General features: G+C 66.0%; 14 protein-coding genes and 2 tRNA genes. 8 read left to right on the top strand and 8 right to left on the bottom strand.

The genetic code is table 11. The annotated features are described in order from the left end of the window. The first annotated feature begins 42 nt into the window (after positions 1-42). Positions 43-119, top strand: a tRNA-Pro gene (locus ACX5I6_RS08435). Positions 120-279: 160 nt separating this feature from the next. On the opposite strand, the gene ACX5I6_RS08430 is transcribed toward ACX5I6_RS08435, so the two are convergent. Then, positions 280-498, bottom strand: a complete 219-nt coding sequence (locus ACX5I6_RS08430) for a hypothetical protein (RefSeq protein ID WP_461840162.1) — start codon at positions 496-498, stop codon at positions 280-282. A 131-nt stretch (positions 499-629) separates the two neighbouring features. Between ACX5I6_RS08430 and ACX5I6_RS08425 the strand changes: the two genes are divergently transcribed. Then, positions 630-1895 carry a helix-turn-helix domain-containing protein gene (locus ACX5I6_RS08425; RefSeq protein WP_461840161.1) on the top strand — a complete coding sequence of 422 codons (1266 nt, stop codon included), beginning with the start codon at positions 630-632 and terminating at the stop codon, positions 1893-1895. A gap of 47 nt (positions 1896-1942) precedes the next feature. Here the strand turns inward: ACX5I6_RS08425 and ACX5I6_RS08420 are convergent, their stop codons facing one another. Beyond that, entirely contained in the window at positions 1943-2881 is a 939-nt protein-coding gene (locus tag ACX5I6_RS08420; RefSeq protein ID WP_461840160.1) for a phosphoribosylaminoimidazolesuccinocarboxamide synthase, read from the bottom strand. A gap of 1 nt (position 2882) precedes the next feature. Further along, a complete protein-coding gene (gene purD / locus ACX5I6_RS08415) occupies positions 2883-4199 on the bottom strand; it encodes a phosphoribosylamine--glycine ligase (protein ID WP_133830681.1) in 1317 nt (438 codons plus the stop codon). Positions 4200-4298: 99 nt separating this feature from the next. Between purD and ACX5I6_RS08410 the strand changes: the two genes are divergently transcribed. The 3 genes from ACX5I6_RS08410 to ACX5I6_RS08400 are packed head-to-tail and all read left to right on the top strand — an operon-like array spanning position 4299 to position 7388. Beyond that, positions 4299-5894: a molybdopterin-dependent oxidoreductase gene (locus tag ACX5I6_RS08410; RefSeq protein WP_461841690.1), complete on the top strand. Its 1596-nt coding sequence runs from the start codon at positions 4299-4301 to the stop codon at positions 5892-5894. A 60-nt stretch (positions 5895-5954) separates the two neighbouring features. After that, the gene (locus ACX5I6_RS08405; protein WP_109045143.1) at positions 5955-6971 is read left to right on the top strand and encodes an asparaginase; all 1017 of its coding nucleotides are present in this window, start codon (positions 5955-5957) and stop codon (positions 6969-6971) included. A 39-nt stretch (positions 6972-7010) separates the two neighbouring features. Further along, a complete protein-coding gene (locus ACX5I6_RS08400; protein WP_461840159.1) occupies positions 7011-7388 on the top strand; it encodes a sterol carrier family protein in 378 nt (125 codons plus the stop codon). On the opposite strand, the gene ACX5I6_RS08395 is transcribed toward ACX5I6_RS08400, so the two are convergent. The 4 genes from ACX5I6_RS08395 to ACX5I6_RS08380 all read right to left on the bottom strand — a co-directional run bounded on the left by ACX5I6_RS08395 (position 7365) and on the right by ACX5I6_RS08380 (position 11313). Beyond that, positions 7365-8084 (bottom strand): Pr6Pr family membrane protein, encoded by a 720-nt coding sequence (locus ACX5I6_RS08395; protein ID WP_461840158.1) that lies wholly within the window; start codon positions 8082-8084, stop codon positions 7365-7367. The two genes, ACX5I6_RS08400 and ACX5I6_RS08395, sit on opposite strands and share 24 nt — an antisense overlap. Before the next feature lie 55 nt (positions 8085-8139). Continuing rightward, positions 8140-8901 carry an SDR family oxidoreductase gene (locus ACX5I6_RS08390; protein ID WP_461840157.1) on the bottom strand — a complete coding sequence of 254 codons (762 nt, stop codon included), beginning with the start codon at positions 8899-8901 and terminating at the stop codon, positions 8140-8142. Between the two features lie 14 nt (positions 8902-8915). Next, positions 8916-9659: an aspartate/glutamate racemase family protein gene (locus ACX5I6_RS08385; protein WP_461840156.1), complete on the bottom strand. Its 744-nt coding sequence runs from the start codon at positions 9657-9659 to the stop codon at positions 8916-8918. 85 nt (positions 9660-9744) lie between these two features. Next, positions 9745-11313, bottom strand: coding sequence for an NCS1 family nucleobase:cation symporter-1 (locus ACX5I6_RS08380; protein WP_461840155.1), 1569 nt, complete (start codon positions 11311-11313; stop codon positions 9745-9747). A gap of 309 nt (positions 11314-11622) precedes the next feature. Between ACX5I6_RS08380 and aceE the strand changes: the two genes are divergently transcribed. Then, positions 11623-14364 carry a pyruvate dehydrogenase (acetyl-transferring), homodimeric type gene (gene aceE, locus ACX5I6_RS08375; RefSeq protein WP_461840154.1) on the top strand — a complete coding sequence of 914 codons (2742 nt, stop codon included), beginning with the start codon at positions 11623-11625 and terminating at the stop codon, positions 14362-14364. Positions 14365-14440: 76 nt separating this feature from the next. Further along, a complete protein-coding gene (locus ACX5I6_RS08370; RefSeq protein WP_461840153.1) occupies positions 14441-15166 on the top strand; it encodes a nucleotidyltransferase family protein in 726 nt (241 codons plus the stop codon). Positions 15167-15178: 12 nt separating this feature from the next. Here ACX5I6_RS08370 and ACX5I6_RS08365 read toward each other — a convergent pair whose 3' ends face one another. Then, a complete protein-coding gene (locus tag ACX5I6_RS08365; protein ID WP_461840152.1) occupies positions 15179-16735 on the bottom strand; it encodes an HNH endonuclease signature motif containing protein in 1557 nt (518 codons plus the stop codon). Between the two features lie 207 nt (positions 16736-16942). On the opposite strand from ACX5I6_RS08365, the gene ACX5I6_RS08360 reads away from it, so the two are divergent. Next, a tRNA-Ser gene (locus tag ACX5I6_RS08360) sits at positions 16943-17032 on the top strand. Positions 17033-17083 lie beyond the last annotated feature (51 nt).

Genomic DNA, 17083 nt, shown 5'->3' with positions numbered 1-17083 from the left:
CCCGCCATCGGCTATCCTTGTAAAGTTGCTTTTGCAGCGGATCGGGATGTAGCGCAGCTTGGTAGCGCGCTTCGTTCGGGACGAAGAGGTCGCAGGTTCAAATCCTGTCATCCCGACCATAACGAAAAGAGGGTCTCCACTGGGGCCCTCTTTTTGCGTCTCTATTTGGTGACGCCCCGCCGGAGATCCCGCTGCCGTAAAGCCCCGCCACCCGGTTAAAGGAATGGCCCCAGAGCTGTTGCTCCGGGGCCATCCTCGCCTCCTGGGTGAGGAAGCAGTTTATGCGGGATCAGGCCAGTTGCCCACGTACGTGGTGTAGGTAGTGGTAGTGGTCTTATCCTTCTTCACCTTTGCGGAGGCGGGGTCAGGCCAGTTGCCTACTGCTACAGACGTACTCGAATTATCGGCGACGGAGCCTGAGGCCAGGACAGCCGGAGCTGCCGCGGAAAAAGCCAGGGCCCCGGCCAGGACGGCCGCGGTTGCGATCTTCTTCAACATATAAGTTCCTCAATACGAGTCGGATTCGTTACAAAGCCAGCACTGTCCTTGTTGACACACATTGTAAAATATTTTCCACAGGGGCTGTCAAGCATCCGTCAGCCCCACTTGTCCCAAGGAGGAGGATACGCGTGGGCAACGGGTTCGGAGAAAAGCTCCGCGCTGAGCGCCTTGAGCGTGGACTGACGCAGGCCGAACTGGGCAAGGACCTGTACTCACCCAGCTACATCTCGCTGCTTGAAACGGGCCGCCGCGAACCGACGGCGGAAGTCATCGAGGAACTGGCGCGCAGGCTGGAGCTGGCACCGAAAGCCCTGGAGGCCTGGAGCCAGCCCATTTCCGTCAGCGACGCCGAGTATGTACTGGCTGGCCTCTATGCCCGGCAGGCGTGGGACCTGCGCGACTATCCCCTGGCGGCAAGCCACGCGGCCACGGCCGCGAAGATCGCCCTGGAGGGGCGGAACACCAGTGCGTGGTGGAACATGACGTACATGCAGGCCGAGTGCCTGATCAAGCAGGGCAACTGGCGGGAAGCCCAGAAGATCATGGAGCACCTGCTGGAACATCCCATGGCCAGGGAATCGGCAGGACTTGCCGTCCGGGCACACCAGATGCTCGCCGGCATCTACCAGGGCCAAGGCCAGCTGAGCCTCGCCGTGGACCAGGGAATCCTGGCCGTGGACCTCTGCAAGCAGCTCCCCAAGGGATCAACCCTCATCATCAACGCCCACCACGCCCTCATCGGGGCACTTGCCGAGAGCGGACGGCTTGATGAAGCCTGGGGGTACTGCCAGGCCATGATCGAGCACGTGGACGAACTCTCCATGAGCCAGCTCGCCGGCGAGGTGGCCTGGGTGGTGGGTAACGTCGCCTTCATGCGGCACGACTACGCCGAGGGCGTGAAGCACCACGAGCGTGCGGCGCGCCTGCTCTCCCCCGCCAATGACATTGGACTGTGGGCCCGGTTCAACAAGGCGTCCGCGGCGGTCCGGCTCTCCTCCGGCATCGTTGAGCCGGAAACGCTGTCTGCGATCGAACGTGCTGAACTGGCGCTGTCAATCGTGGGTGGAAACAAGTCAGACCAGCTGGAGGTAGCGTTCATCCGCGCCCGCTGGCTGTACCTGACCGGGGACATTGTGGCCGCCGTCGAGAAACTCCGCGAAATCCACGCCGAGCGCGCAAGCCTCGCCAAGCACACAGCCGGTGAGGTCTCGCTCCTCCTGGGCAAGTCGCTCAAGGCTGCCGGTGACACCGAGGAAGCCCTGGTGCACCTGGAGGAAGCCCAGAAGGCCTTTGCCGCGGCAGGCGCCCAGGACAGGGTCCAGCAGGCCTTGGACGCGATCCTTGAAATCAAGCTGGCCCAGAAGCGCGCGGCTGCCGCCGCGAAAGCCAGCTGAAACACGCCAGGTGAACCCCCGGCGCGTCCACCTGGCGTGGCCGGGTCTCAGGCGAACGTCTTCCCGGTGATCTTCTCGTACGCTTCGACGTACCGACTGCGGGTGCGTTCCACCACGTCGGCAGGCAGCGCCGGCGGCGGGGTGTCGGATGAACGGTCCCAGCCGGACGCGGCAGAGGTCAGCCAGTCCCGCACGTACTGCTTGTCGTAGGAGGGCTGGGCCTGGCCGGGCTTGTAGGTTGCGGCGTCCCAGAAACGGGAAGAATCAGGAGTCAGCACCTCGTCGCCCAGGGTGATCGACCCGGAGACGGCGTCATAGCCGAATTCCACCTTGGTGTCGGCGAGGATGATGCCGCGTTCCCGCGCAATCTTCTCCGCCGTGGTGTAGATCTTCAGGGTCAGCTCGCTCAGGCGGCCAGCGATGTCATCCCCCACGAGCGCCACCACGGCGTCATAGGTGATGTTCTCGTCGTGCTCACCGATCAATGCCTTGGCGGACGGGGTGAAGATGGCGTGCTCCAGCCGGGAGCCATCCACCAGCCCCTCCGGGAGCGGGATATCGCATACCGTTCCGGACGCCTTGTACTCCAGCAGCCCCGAACCCGTGAGGTAGCCGCGGGCAATGCACTCCACCGGGAACATGTCCAGCTTCTTGCAGATCATGGCCCGGCCTTCCACCTCCGCGGGCACGCCGTCTTCCACCGTGGACCCGAGCACATGGTGCTCGACGCCCAGCTGGTCGAACCACCAGAGGCTCAGCTGGGTGAGGATGCGGCCCTTGTCCGGGATCTCGCTGGAGAGCACATGGTCAAAGGCGCTGATGCGGTCGCTGGCCACCACCAGGACGCAATCCTGGCCCAGGCGTTGCACGATCGACTCGTCGGCAGGTTCGTAAAGGTCGCGGACCTTGCCGGAGTAGACGTGCGTCCACCCCTCCAGTTCCAGGGTGTCCGTGGCGTAGCCACGGTTCTCGGGAGTTCCACTCATGTCAGGCCTTCGCTTTCACTACGGGCAGCGATCCGGTGGCACCGTACGGTACCTTGATTTCCCCGCGGGCTGCCTTGCGGGCAATGTCGCTGCGGTACTGGGAGCCTTCAAGCTGGACCAGCTCAACGCCGTCATAGGCCCTTTCCCGGGCCTCCACCAGGTCACTGCCCAGGGCGACGACGGCCAGGACGCGGCCGCCGGCGGAGACCACCTTGCCCTCGTCGTCCAGGGCGGTGCCGGCGTGGATGACGTGCACGCCGTCGAGGGCGTCCACTTTCTTGAGTCCGCGGATTCGGTCACCGGTGCGGGGCGTGTCAGGGTAGTTTTCCGAGGCCACGACGACGGCGACGGCGGCGTCCTTGGACCAGCGCAGCTCTTCCGCTTTGTCCAGTTCGCCCTTGGCGGCTGCCATGAGCAGCGCACCCAGGGGGGTCTTGAGCCGGGCGAGGACCGCTTGCGTCTCGGGGTCGCCGAAACGGACGTTGAATTCGATGACGCGGGTTCCGCGGGACGTGAGCGCGAGCCCGACGAAGAGGACGCCCACAAAGGGAGTGCCGCGGCGCGCCATCTCGTTCACGGTGGGCTGCGCCACCCGGTCAAGGACTTCCTGCACCAGGCCCTCGGGTGCCCACTCGAGGGGGGTGTAGGCGCCCATGCCGCCCGTGTTGGGGCCTTCGTCGTTGTCGAAGATGCGCTTGAAATCCTGGGCCGGCGAGAGTGCCACGGTGTTCTGCCCATCGCAGAGGACGAAGAGGGAAACCTCGGGGCCGTCCAGGAACTCCTCGATCACCACGGATCCACCGGCGTCGAAGCACGACTGGGCGTGGGCCAGGGCTTCGTCCCGGTTCCTGGTGACCACTACGCCCTTGCCGGCGGCCAGGCCGTCGTCCTTCACCACGTACGGAGCGCCGAAGGTGTCCAGCGCGGACGCTGCCTCTTCGGCATTGGTGGCCACCATGGCCATGGCGGTGGGAACGCCTGCCTCCGCCATGACCTCCTTGGCGAACGCTTTCGATGCCTCCAGCTGGGCTGCTGCCTTGCTGGGCCCGAATACGGGAATGCCGGCGGCGCGGACGGCGTCGGACACACCGGCGGCCAGCGGAGCTTCGGGGCCCACCACCACGAGGTCGACCGTGAGCCGGGCGGCCAGCTCGGCAACAGCCTGGGGATCGTTGCCGTTGATGTTGTAGGTGGGTACCAGCTTGCTGATACCGGCATTGCCGGGCGCCGCGTGGACTTCGGACACGTTGGGGTCGGCAAGCAGGGAGCGGACAATGGCGTGTTCGCGGCCTCCGGGGCCAATGACGAGTACCTTCACAGTCTCCAAGGGTACTTTGTGCACCCTTCCCGCTCCTAAGCTGTGACCTTGCCGGCCCGGCCGGTCAATCCGGACCACCCGCCGCTCCGAACCACCACCATGACAAAGCTTCGGAACCGCTTGACCGGCCCCTCCGCCCTGGCTGCCCTGGCAGGTGTGGTGGCAGCCGCCGTCGTACTTGCCGTTGCGGAGCTCCTCGGCGCATTTTTCACCGCCAGGGCAACCCCGCTGTTCGCCCTGGGGTCCACCTTCATTGACTTCACGCCGCCCCGGCTGAAGGACTTTGCGATTGCCACCTTCGGCACCAACGACAAGACTGCCCTGTTCGTGGGCATGGGACTGACCATCGCGGTGCTCGCCTGCGTCCTGGGCATCGTGGCCTACCGGAAATGGGTCCTGGGCGTCCTGGGCGTCCTGTTCATGGGCGCGGTCATCGTTGCGTGTGTCGTGACGCGTGCAGGCGTCAGCGAAGTTGACGCCATCCCGTCCGTACTGGGCACGGTGGCCGGCCTGGTGGCCCTCCGCCTGCTGGTGGCACCGCTCTGGCGGCTGAAGGAAAGCAAGCCATGGCCCGAGACTCCCGCGGACCAGGCAGCCGACGCCGATGCCCGGCCGGGGAACGAAGGCGCCAGCCGTCGTCGTTTCTTCGCTGCGGCAGGGATCACCGCGGTGGCCGCCGGCATCGCCGCGACCGGCGGACGGTTGCTGGGCGCGGCGCGCAACAACGTGGCCAAGGCCCGCGAAGCGCTCACCCTGCCGGCGCCGGCAAAAGCCGCAGCCGCGGTTCCCGCCGGCGTACAGTCCCCCGTCCCCGGCGTCACGCCATGGCTGACGGACAACGCCGACTTCTACCGGATCGACACCGCGCTGAGCGTCCCGGAAATCAACGTCAACGACTGGGAACTGCGGGTCCACGGCCTCGTGGAGCAGGAAGTCACCCTCACATTCCAGGACCTGCTGGATGCCAGCCTGATCGAATCGCACGTCACCCTCACCTGCGTCTCCAACCCCGTGGGCGGCAACCTCGCCGGAAATGCCAAATGGCTGGGCCTGCCCATCCGCGACGTCCTGGCCCGGGCCAAGCCCAAGGACGGGGCGGACATGGTGCTCTCCAAGTCCATCGACGGCTTCAGCGCCTCCACCCCCCTGGAGGTCCTGCAGGACGGGCGTGACGCCATGCTGGCCATCGGCATGAACGGCGAGCCGCTGCCGCTGGAGCACGGCTATCCGGTGCGGATGGTGGTCCCGGGGCTCTACGGGTTCGTCTCCGCCACCAAGTGGGTGGTGGACCTGGAGGTCACCCGGTTTGCGGACAACAAGGCCTACTGGACCGAGCGTGGCTGGTCCGAACGCGGCCCCATCAAGACAATGGCGCGTGTGGAGGTACCTAAGTCCTTCGCCAAGGTCCCCGCCGGGAAAGTCGCCGTTGGCGGTACTGCCTGGGCACAGACCCGGGGAATCACCAAGGTTGAAATCCAGATCGACAACGGCGAATGGACCGAGACGGTCCTCTCCACGGAAGCCTCAACCATCACGTGGCGCCAGTGGTCCTACGAATGGGACGCCACGCCGGGCCCGCACTACATCAAAGTCCGTGCCACCGACGGTACCGGGCAGGTGCAGACGGACCAGCGCGCAGATCCTGTCCCTGACGGCGCGTCAGGCTGGCAGTCGGTGATGGTGACCGTTCAGTAGCCACCCGCGACCGGCCCGCGGGTGGCCCGCCATCCGCGAACCGGCCCATAGACTGGCAGTATGCCGCACAATCCGCATGCCACCTTCACCGTTGACTCCGCCGTCGAACTGGCCGTCATAGAACGCAGCGGCTTCGTGGAGTCCCGGCACATCGGCTCTGCGGTGCTCGTCGCCGCCGACGGCTCGGTGGTCACCGAACTCGGCGACATCAACACCCCCATCTATGCACGGTCCACCCTCAAGCCCTTCCAGGCGCTGGCGTCCATGCAATCGGGCGTACCGCTGCGGGGTGCCCAGGTGGCCATCGCGTGCGGCAGCCACACCGGTTCGCTGGACCACATGGATGTGGTGGCAGGCATGCTCAAGGCGGCGGGCGTACGGGAAGACCAGCTGCAGTGCCCGGAAGCCTGGCCGGAGGACGAAACGGCGCGGAACTGGCTGGTCCGGTCCGAAAAGGGCAAGTCGCGGCTGGCCTACAACTGTTCCGGCAAGCACGCCGCCTTCCTGTGGGCCTGCACCGAGAACGGCTGGGACACGCACAGCTACCTGGAACCCAACCACCCCCTGCAGCAGCGGGTACGCACCGTCATCGAGGAATACACCGGTGAGCGGATCGCGCACCTGGGCATCGACGGCTGCGGCGCTCCCGTGGCCGCGGTTTCGTTGAAAGGACTGGCGCTGGCGTACTCCCAGCTGGCCAAGGCTCCCGGCGACCACAGCTTCAGCGCCAGGGCCGCGACGATCGCCACCTCCATGCTGGACTATCCCTGGGCCGTTCAGGGCCGGGGTGAAGCGAACACCTTGGTGATGGATGAGCTGGAAATCATCGCCAAGATCGGTGCCGAGGGCGTCCTGGCGATGGCCACACCGCAAGGAGTCTCGGTGGCCGTCAAGATCCTGGACGGAAACGTGCGGGCAACCTCTTTGGTGGCCCTCACGCTGCTCGCCGCCGCCGGGGCCGTGGAGATTCCCGGAGTCGCCAGCGCCTTGGAGAAAGTGGTGGCTCCGGTGCTCGGGGGCGGCCGGCCGGTGGGGAAGATCCGGCTGGGCCCCGCGGTATCCGCCCTCCTTGACTAGCTCCAGATTCCGTGCCGACGCCAAAGGAAAATTGAAAGCATGGCCACAGCCCGCCGTCGTATTGATGTCCACGAGGGCAAAGCAGCAGTGAAGGCGTGGCTGGAAGCCGCCCAGTCGCCGTCGGACGCTCCCCTGCCGCGCGCCGCCCTGGCCACGGCCGTGCGGTACTCCCTGGAGGAAGTGACCGCCCGGGCGCCGGGAAACTCCGTGGAGGTGCGCGTGCCGCCCTTCGGCGTCACCCAGTGCGTGGAGGGCCCGCGGCACACACGCGGCACCCCGCCGAACGTCATTGAGTGCGACGCCGCCACCTGGCTGGCGATGGTCACCGGCCAGGTGGCGTGGGCGGACGCAGTTGCAGCCGGCAAAGTGGCAGCCTCGGGCCTGCGCGCAGACTTATCGGCCCTGCTGCCCCTCTAGCCCGGGCTCGTCTCCCGCGTGCCTGCCACGGGTGGTGCGGGGCTCTCCGGCCCCCTCCGCCGGGGAAATCCGTGCCGGGTGGGGGACCGAGTTCTGCAGTTTCGTGGACAAGGCCGCCACTACGGCGAAGGCAAGCGCGGCCACGGCAATAAGGACCGACATCACCGCAACCGTGCCGTAGCCGGCTGCCCGCGGGTCCAGGAACGGATAGGGATACCAGTCCACGATGGGACCCCGGACCAGGCTGTAGACCAGGTACAGCAGGGGAAAAACCAGCCACACCAGGGATGTCCGGACCGGAATCCGCACCCGTGGGAGGTCCACCAGCCAGTCGATCACCATGACGGTGGGTCCGGTGTAATGGAGCACCACATTGACCCACGGGATGGGGGTGTTGACGTCAATGTCGCTCAACAGCAGGCTGTAGGTGATCCCGGTGATGGTCATATACACGGTGGCCGCACCCCGGAGGAGTTCAAGCCACCGCGGGCTTGCCCCCTTCCAGGCAAACCAGCCGGCGATCCCCAGGGTCACGAAGGCGATGATGTTTGATTCGATGGTGAAGTAGCTGAAGTAGTTTCCGGCGCTGGCGCCCGGTACGTTCTGCACCAGGTGCAGCAGCTGGAACAGCACCGCCACGAACCCCAGCAGCGCGAACCAGAAGCGGAAAAGTGCAAGTCCCCTGTTTGCGGTCATGTGCCGATCCTAGGCTCTGGGCGGCCACCCGCCCCGCCACGGCGGTCCGGCGTGCCTACCCGCGGCCAATGAAAGGCATGCCGGCCGCCGTGACCACCACGGAGCCGACGCTGGCCGACGCCGGCATGTTGGCCATCATTAAGACGGCACGCGCCGCGTCCGCCACCGGAAACATCGGTTCCACCTTGCGGCTGCCGTCCGCCTGCAACGCCCCGGAACCGACACCGATGGTGTCCATGATGTCGGTGGCGGTGTTGCCGATATCGATCTGCCCGCACGTGATGCCGTAACCGCGGCCGTCCAGGTCGATGCTCTTGGTCAGCCCGGACATCGCGTGCTTGGTGACCGTGTAGGCCACGGTACGCGGCCGGGGCGAGTGGGCGGAGATGGACCCGTTGTTGATGATGCGGCCGCCCTGGGGCTCCTGGGCTTTCATCGTCCGGACTGCCGCTGCCGCGCACAGCATGGACCCGGTAAGGTTCACGGCCACCGTGGCGTTCCAGTCTTCCAGGCTGATTTCGTCCACGCCGGCCGACGGGCCGAACACCCCGGCGTTGTTGAACAGGACGTCCACGCGCCCCCACTGCTGGCGGACGGCCTCGAAAAGCCGCTCGACGTCGTCGGGCCGGGTGACGTCGCAGGGCACCACCAGGGCGTCCGGGCTGCCGTCCGCGGTTTCCAACAGCAGCGCCTCGCGCCGCCCGGCAAGTGCCACGCGGTAGCCGTCGGCCAGCATCTGCCGCGCCACCTCCCGGCCGATGCCGGACCCGGCTCCGGTGACGACGGCGACGCGGGCGGCGGGCTGTGGGGTGTTCATTCGGTTCTCCTGGCTTAAAGCTGCGCCGGAACGGCCGGCTGGTGCAGCGGCCAGCCTATGACGGTCTTGGGCCGCGGTGCAGCGAAGGTCCGCACTTTGGAGGTGGACAGGCGCATGCGCACCAACGATTCGGCGATGGTCACTGCCGAGGCCACACCGTCCACCACGGGGACGCCTGCCCGCTGCCGGATCTGCTCGTCCAGGCCTGCCATGCCGCCGCAGCCGAGCACAATCACTTCCGCCTTGTCCCGGGTAACGGCCAGCAGTGCCTCGTTGATGATGGCTTCCACCGCCCGTTCCGGTTCCTCTTCAAGTTCCAGGACGGCCATGCCGCTGGCACGGACGGACGCGCACCTGGCATCCAGGCCGGCCAGTTTCAGCCGGTCCTCAATGAGCGGAACCGTGCGGTCCAGTGTTGTGACCACCGAGTACTTGTGGCCAAGGAACATCGCCATGCTTGCGGCGGCCTCCGTGATGTCAACCACCGGAACATCCAGCAGTTCCTGCAGCCCCTCCCGGCCGTGTTCCCCGTAGCCGGCCTGGATAACGGCGTCGAACGGCCCGGGGTAGGAGGTGACGGCGTCCATGACGGCGATGGCGGCCAGGTAGCTTTCGAAGTTTCCTTCGCAGGAGTCTGCGCCGAACCGCGGCGTGAGGCCAACGATTTCGGTGTCCGGGGCGGCCGCGGCGCGTGCGGAGGCCGCGATGGAGTCGGTCATTGAGTGGGTGGTGTTCACATTTGCGACGAGGAGGCGCATGGGAAGTTCCTTTGTCAGCCGGTGGTGGCAGCCCTTGCCGGGTCCTGGGCTTCAGTGGGTGCCGGGGTTCAGTGGGTGCTGGGGTTCAGTGGGTGCTGGCGACGGCGATGGCCTCGCCGTCGTGGTCCACGAGCACTTGGTTGCGGTCGGCGATGAAGAAGTACAGCGCGGCGGCGATGCCGGCGGCGAAGAACCAAGCAAAGGGTGCCGCCGCAGCCAGGCCGGGAACGAAGGCGATCAGCAGGGCTAGGACGGCTGCCGGCACCATGGCGGTGATCGCACGGGGGTTGACGCCCTTCTTGTAGAAGTACGCGCCCTCCGGCGATGCTGTGTAGAGCTCCGGCACGTTGACCTTGCCACGCCTGATCAGCCAGTAGTCAGCCATGACCACGCCGAACAGGGGGCCGAGCAACGCCCCGAGTCCGCCGAGGAAGTACACGATGACCAGCGGGTTGTTGTAGAGGTTCCAGGGCAGGATCACCAGGCCGATGCTGGCGGAGACCATTGCCGCCTTGCGGAAGTTCAGTTTCTTGGGGAACAGGTTGGTCAGGGCGTAGACGGGGGCCACGAAGTTGGCCATGAGGTTCACTGCGATGGTCAGGATCAACAGCGCAAGGCAGGCGAGGACCAGGAACAGCGTGTTGGGAATGGTCTGGACGATGTCGGACGGGCTCTTGATGATGGTCCCGTTGATCTTGAACTGTCCGCCGGCCATGACCACCACGATGGCGCCGAAGACCAGCATGTTGATGGGGATGCCCCAGAAGTTGCCCCGCACCACTGCTTTCTTCGAAACGGCTGACCGGGTGAAGTCGCAGAAGTTGAGGACGAAAGTGCCGTAGATGGAGACCCACAGCGCGCCGCCGGCGAAGATGGTGAGCCACATTTCCGGACCTTCCAGGGCCTTGTTGGAAGCCCAGGCGATGCTGCCTCCGGCTTCCACGAAGATCCAGGCGGCCATCGCTGCCATGGTGGCCAGGATGACCGGACCCGCGAAAGCCTCGTACTTGCGGATCATTTCCATGCCGAAGCTGACGATCACCAGTTGGACCACCCAGAGCGTCACGAATGCCATCCACCCCAGCGTGGACAGGCCCAGGATCGAGTCCTTGTCCAGCTCTGCGAGTGACGGGAACATGGCTGTGAGCATGACGCGGAAGACCACCGATGCGAGGTAGGTCTGGATGCCAAACCAGGCGACCGCCACGGCCCCGCGGAGGAGGCTGGCGATCTGTGCCCCGCGGATACCGAAGCTGATCCGGCTCATGACCGGGAAGGGCACACCTGTCTTGACGCCCATGAATCCCGACAGGGTAAGCAGGCCGAACAGCAGCGCAGCCCCGATGCCCAAGGCAAGGAGGATCTGCCATCCACCCAGCCCGAGGGCGAAGAGTCCGATGGCGAATGCGTAGTTGCCCAGGCTGTGCACGTCGTTGGCCCAGAGGGTAAAGATGCTGTAGCTGGTCCAGCTGCGGCCGGCGCGCTTGGTCGGGGCAAGGTCAGTGTTGTAGAGGGTGGGGCTGATGCTCGTGCCTGACGCTGCGCTGGCGGAATCGCAGAGTGCTTCGATAGTGCCAGACGGGTGGACAGTACTGGCTGACGGCTTTGTCAGGTCCTTGTCCGCGTCCACGCCCGCAGTTGGAGGGGTTTGCATGGGGTCTCAATTCTTGGGCCGATTCCGAGTGGTGAGTCCGACCGGAGGTCGTTGCTGTTATTCCACATTGCGGAAGTGAGATATTGAATAGTGAAATAAGGGTATGACCCAGGTCACTGGCGGTCAAGCGCCGCAGCCGCCGCATTCCGGTCACAAACGGTCGATTGCCGCCAATATGCGGTGCCCACGGCGCGGTGACGGCTATCGCATTGACCCGTCCGGCTGGCCTCAGTAATCTCATATAGCAATAATGTTTTCTCACAATACGAAAACATGCGCAGATGCGTTCAACGATGAAAAGAGGCTGCCGTGGCTGCAGGAGAAGATACCTCCCATATCCTCAGCGGGTTGACTAACCAGCTGCCTGATCGTGATCCGGAAGAGACTGCCGAGTGGGTTGAGTCCCTGGATGCGTTGATCAGGGAACAGGGCACTGAGCGTGCCCAATACATCATGCGGAGCCTGCTGCAGCGCGCGGGCGCGCAGAGCGTCGGGGTGCCGATGGTGACCACCACCGATTACGTGAACACCATCCCGGTGGACCAGGAAGCGGAGTTCCCGGGCAACGAGGAATTCGAGCGCCGGTACCGGGCCTACATGCGGTGGAACGCCGCGGTCATGGTGCACCGGGCGCAGCGGCCCGAGATCGGCGTCGGCGGGCATATCTCCACCTACGCCGGGGCAGCGACCCTGTACGAGGTCGGGTTCAACCACTTCTTCCGCGGCAAGGACCACCCCGGCGGCGGGGACCAGGTTTTCTTCCAGGGCCACGCCTCCCCCGGCATGTACGCCCGGGCGTTCATGGAAGGACGCCTCTCCGAGGAAGACCTCGACGGGTTCCGGCAGGAAAAGTCCCGTGCCGGCCACGCCCTGTCTTCCTACCCGCACCCGCGGCTGATGCCGGACTTCTGGGAATTCCCCACCGTGTCCATGGGCATCGGGCCGATGAACGCGATCTACCAGGCCCAGAACAACCGCTACCTGCACAACCGGGGCCTGAAAGACACCTCGGACCAGCAGGTCTGGGCGTTCCTGGGCGACGGGGAAATGGACGAGCCCGAGTCCCGCGGCCTGCTCCAGCTCGCCGCGAACGAAAACCTGGACAACCTGAACTTCGTGATCAACTGCAACCTCCAGCGCCTCGACGGCCCGGTCCGGGGCAACGGGAAGATCATGCAGGAACTCGAAGCGTTCTTCCGCGGTGCGGGCTGGAACGTCATCAAGGTTGTCTGGGGCCGGGAATGGGATGACCTGCTCACCCGCGACACCGACGGCTCGCTCGTGAAAATCATGAACGAAACCGTCGACGGCGACTACCAGACCTACAAAGCCGAATCCGGCGGCTTCGTCCGCGAACACTTCTTCGGTAAAACCCCGCAAACCAAAGACCTCGTCGCGGACCTCACCGACGACCAGATCTGGAACCTCAAACGCGGCGGCCACGACTACCGCAAGGTCTACGCCGCCTACAAAGCCGCCACCGAATTCAAGGGCAAACCCACCGTCATCCTCGCCCACACCGTCAAAGGCTACGGACTCGGACCACACTTCGAGGGCCGCAACGCGACCCACCAGATGAAGAAACTGACCCTGGATGACCTGAAGAAGTTCCGCGACCACCTCCGGATCCCGATCACCGACGAAGAGCTCGAGAAGGATTCGTACCGGCCGCCGTATTTCCACCCGGGCACCGACGCGCCGGAAATCAAGTACATGATGGAACGCCGCGCAGCACTGGGCGGCTCCGTGCCTGAGCGGCGCAGCAAGCACTCCGAGATCACCTTGCCGGACGCGAAGTCCTACGAGGTGGCCAAGCGCGGGTCCGGCAAGCAGCAGGCCGCCACCACCATGGCATTCGTGCGCCTGCTCAAGGACCTGATGCGGGATAAGAACTTCGGCAAGCACATCGCCCCGATCATTCCCGACGAAGCCCGGACGTTCGGTATGGACGCGTTCTTCCCGACCGCGAAAATCTACAACCCCAAGGGCCAGAACTACCTCTCCGTGGACCGCGACCTCGTCCTGGCCTACAAAGAATCCCCCGCAGGCCAACTCATCCACCCCGGCATCAACGAAGCCGGCGCCGTAGCAGCGTTCACCGCCGCCGGAACCGCCTACGCCACCCACGGCGTGCCCCTGGTCCCGGTCTACGTGTTCTACTCCATGTTCGGCTTCCAACGCACCGGCGACGCCTTCTGGGCCGCCGCGGACCAAATGACCCGCGGCTTCATCATCGGCGCCACCGCAGGACGGACCACCCTCACCGGCGAAGGCCTCCAACACGCCGACGGCCACTCCCCCCTCCTGGCCTCCACCAACCCCGCCGTCCTCACCTACGACCCCGCCTACGGCTACGAAATCGGACACATCATCCGCTCCGGCCTCGAACGCATGTACGGGCCGGACTCCACGGACAAGAACCTCCTGTACTACCTCACCGTGTACAACGAACCCATCGTCCAACCCGCCGAACCCGAAAACCTCGACGTCGAAGGCCTCATCAAGGGCATCTACCTCCTCGCCCCGGCAAAGATCGACGGTCCCCGCACCCAGATCCTCGCCTCCGGCGTCTCCGTGCCCTGGGCCATCGAAGCCCAACGCATCCTCGCCGACGACTGGAACGTCTCCGCCGACGTCTGGTCCGTCACCTCCTGGAACGAACTGCGCCGCGACGGCCTCGCCGCCGAAGAAGAAGCCTTCCTCAACCCCGGCCAACCCGCCCGCACCCCGTTCGTCACCCAGCAACTCGAAGGCGCCACCGGCCCCATCGTCGCCGTCACCGACTACATGAAAGCCATCCCCGACCAAATCCGGCAGTTCGTCCCCAACGAATTCGCCACCCTCGGCGCCGACGGCTTCGGCTTCTCCGACACCCGCGCAGCAGCCCGCCGCTACTTCAAAAACGACACCCACTCCATCGTGGTCAAAGCGTTGCAGATGCTCGCGGCACGTGGGGAGGTTGAGGAGGGCGCTCCGGCATACGCCATGGACCGGTACAAGCTCCTGGACGTGAACGCCGGCACCACCGGCGGGGCGGGCGGAGACGCCTAAGTCCACGTCGGCGGCAGTCGGGGCAGTTTCCGGGGGAAGCTGCCCCGGCTGCTTCGGCGTTGGCTAGGGTGCAGTTATGGAGAACATCGAGGAATCCGGAGGGCCGGGCGTCCGGGTGACGGGGGTATTGCTTGCCGCGGGTGCGGGCACCCGCCTGGGGCTGGGCCCAAAGGCCCTGCTTCCATACCGGGGGCGGCCCCTGGTGGAGGTGCTCGCCGGCAAGCTGCTTGAGGGCGGCTGCCGGGAGGTGGTAGTTGTCGTTGGCGCAGGAGCATCCGAGGTGCAGGCTGCCGCCGCCCTCGCTTGCTGCCGCGTGGTGGTCAATCCGGAATGGCAGTCCGGCATGGGCAGCTCGTTCTTGCTGGGCAACAACACCGCGGATCCTGAAGACCACCTGCTCATTGCCCTCGTGGACCAGCCCGGGCTGACCGCTGAGACCGTCCGGCGGCTGTTGGCCGCCCACATTCCGGGGCGGATCACGGCTGCAGCCTACCTCGGTCCTGAGTCCGACGGCGGCCTGCCGGACACCCGCAGCCCGATCGGCGGCTCCCCGAACACCCACAGCCCGGATGGCAGTGCCGGCCACGACGGCAACAGAGGGCAGTCGTGGGAACTCCGCCGCGGGCATCCACTGTTCATCGACGGGTCGCTGCGGGCCTCGGTGGCCGCAACGGTGACCGGTGACGCCGGCGCGCGCATCTTCCTCCGTACCCATCCGGAACTCGTCGATGAGGTGGATTGCAGTGACCAGTCCAGCGGCGAGGATATCGACACCCCGGACCAGCTCCGTCTTCTCCGGTAAACACTCAGGTACTCAGGAATGGGCGCCCAGGAACCCCTCCAAGGCATCCTCCCAAGGAGATCCGCGGTAGCGGACAATGTCTGCGGCACCCCCAAGGCATCCATGGGGCCACTTTGTGGGTTCCCAGTCCTGGTGTTCGCTGTGGTAGTGGCGGCCGGCCGGTGAGGTCCATCCCGGTGGGCCGGTTTTACTCGCCGGGGTGGGCTTCCAACCGGTGGTATGCCGGAGCCGGTGATGTTTCGGGCACGGCTGTCCCAAGTTGCTGATCCCGGTAGTCCCACCATCGGCCCAGGCCAGGATGTGATCGGCCTCCGTGTCCAGCGAGGAGTTGCTGCAGCCGGGGAACGGGCACTTACCGTCCCGGAGCCGGAGCCAGTTCCGCATCGCCTTGCCCACCCGGTAACTCTTCCGGCCAATCTCCAACGGCGCCCCGTCCCGCGGATCCACGAGAACCCGGTAAAACGAGCCCGCCCCCTCAGCGACCAACCGCCGGGCCATCGACGCCGGGATCGGCCCATACCCATCCAGCACCGCCGCCTCATCCGTCAACCCCAACAACGAAAACACCGGCACGGTCACCAACACCTGCGCCCGGACCGGATCAGACGGGACATCGGCAGACCTCTCGAAGTCATCGAGGCCGGCGCAACCTTCGCCTGGCCCCACGTCCCTCCCGGCCGCCTGTCCCGTGCTCAGCCCCTCAGCACCACCTCCGCCACCGCCTCCGGTACCGCTCCCTGTGGCGCGGCCGGGGGCGAGCCCCTTGGTAAGGATCGCTGCGGCAAACACGTCGGCCCGGAGCTGGGTGAGGGTCCTGGCCTCGCCCGGGCCCTGCACGCCCCGGGCAACAGCGGTGAGCCGATTCCACCCCGCCGCCGCCTGGTCCGCGGGCAGGTACGCCCCCAGCCAGGCCATCCCGTCCCGGTCCGGCCGGTACTCCACCCGCCGGTCCACCACCCCCGTGGCGTGGCGCTGCTCAATGCTCCCGGCATGGTGGCGTTCCCGCCAAACCCTGGCCTTGGCCCGGAACCGGTGCGCCGGCAACTCCCCCACCGCACACCCCCGCACCGCATCCGGTGCATCGGGGTCCAGGAAATGGGCCTCCAACCCCGCCGCCCCCGCAGCATCCAGCCCCGCGGTTTCATCGGCCATCACCGTGGCGTGCTGCCAGGACAGGGTCCCGTCGTTCAAAGCAGCCGCAGTCCGCGGCAACCCCTTGACCACAGCCTGCGAGGTGGCCAGGAACGCCCCCGCAGCCCGCGGACCCAGCGCCAGCACACACCCGATCTCCGCCGCGACCGCCATCTCCTGCGCCACCACCGGCACCCCCGGCCCCGCCACAACACAGGCAGCATCCGTAAACGCCACCGCAGCCCGAGCCTTCAAACCGGCGACCCGGGCCTCCACCTCACGGACACCGGCCAGAACATCAAGACACCCATCCACCAAACCAGCCAACGGATCAGCAGCACAGAACGGCTCCGCGCCACACCCGTCCACCTCGGCAAGCAGCACGGCAAGGGCAGCACGAATATCCGCCAACGCCTCCACCACCGCCGCTTTCCCCATAAACCCATCATGGCAAGGGGGTACGACATTAAGGGGCCGAGATGAGGGCCGCGCACGACAACCAGGCGCCCAAAGAAGGCAGATTGGGTTTCGACAAGCCCAACCACCGGCGGGCTCAACCACCGACAAGCCCGGCCACCCGGCAAACAGCCCAGATCCGGCTTCGTTTTGGGGATGACGGCCTCGCTCCGGTACCCTATTGAGGTTGGTGACGTGTCCGAGCGGCCGAAGGTGCAACACTCGAAATGTTGTTTGGTGTAAAAGCCAACGTGGGTTCAAATCCCACCGTCACCGCCACGTAGAAAGGCCCTGGTTCCCTTGGAAACAATGGAACCGGGGCCTTTCGCT

This window comes from Arthrobacter sp. MMS24-T111, assembly GCF_054888995.1.
Note: the sequence above shows the minus strand (reverse complement) of the source record. Positions and strands in the feature narration are given on the sequence as shown.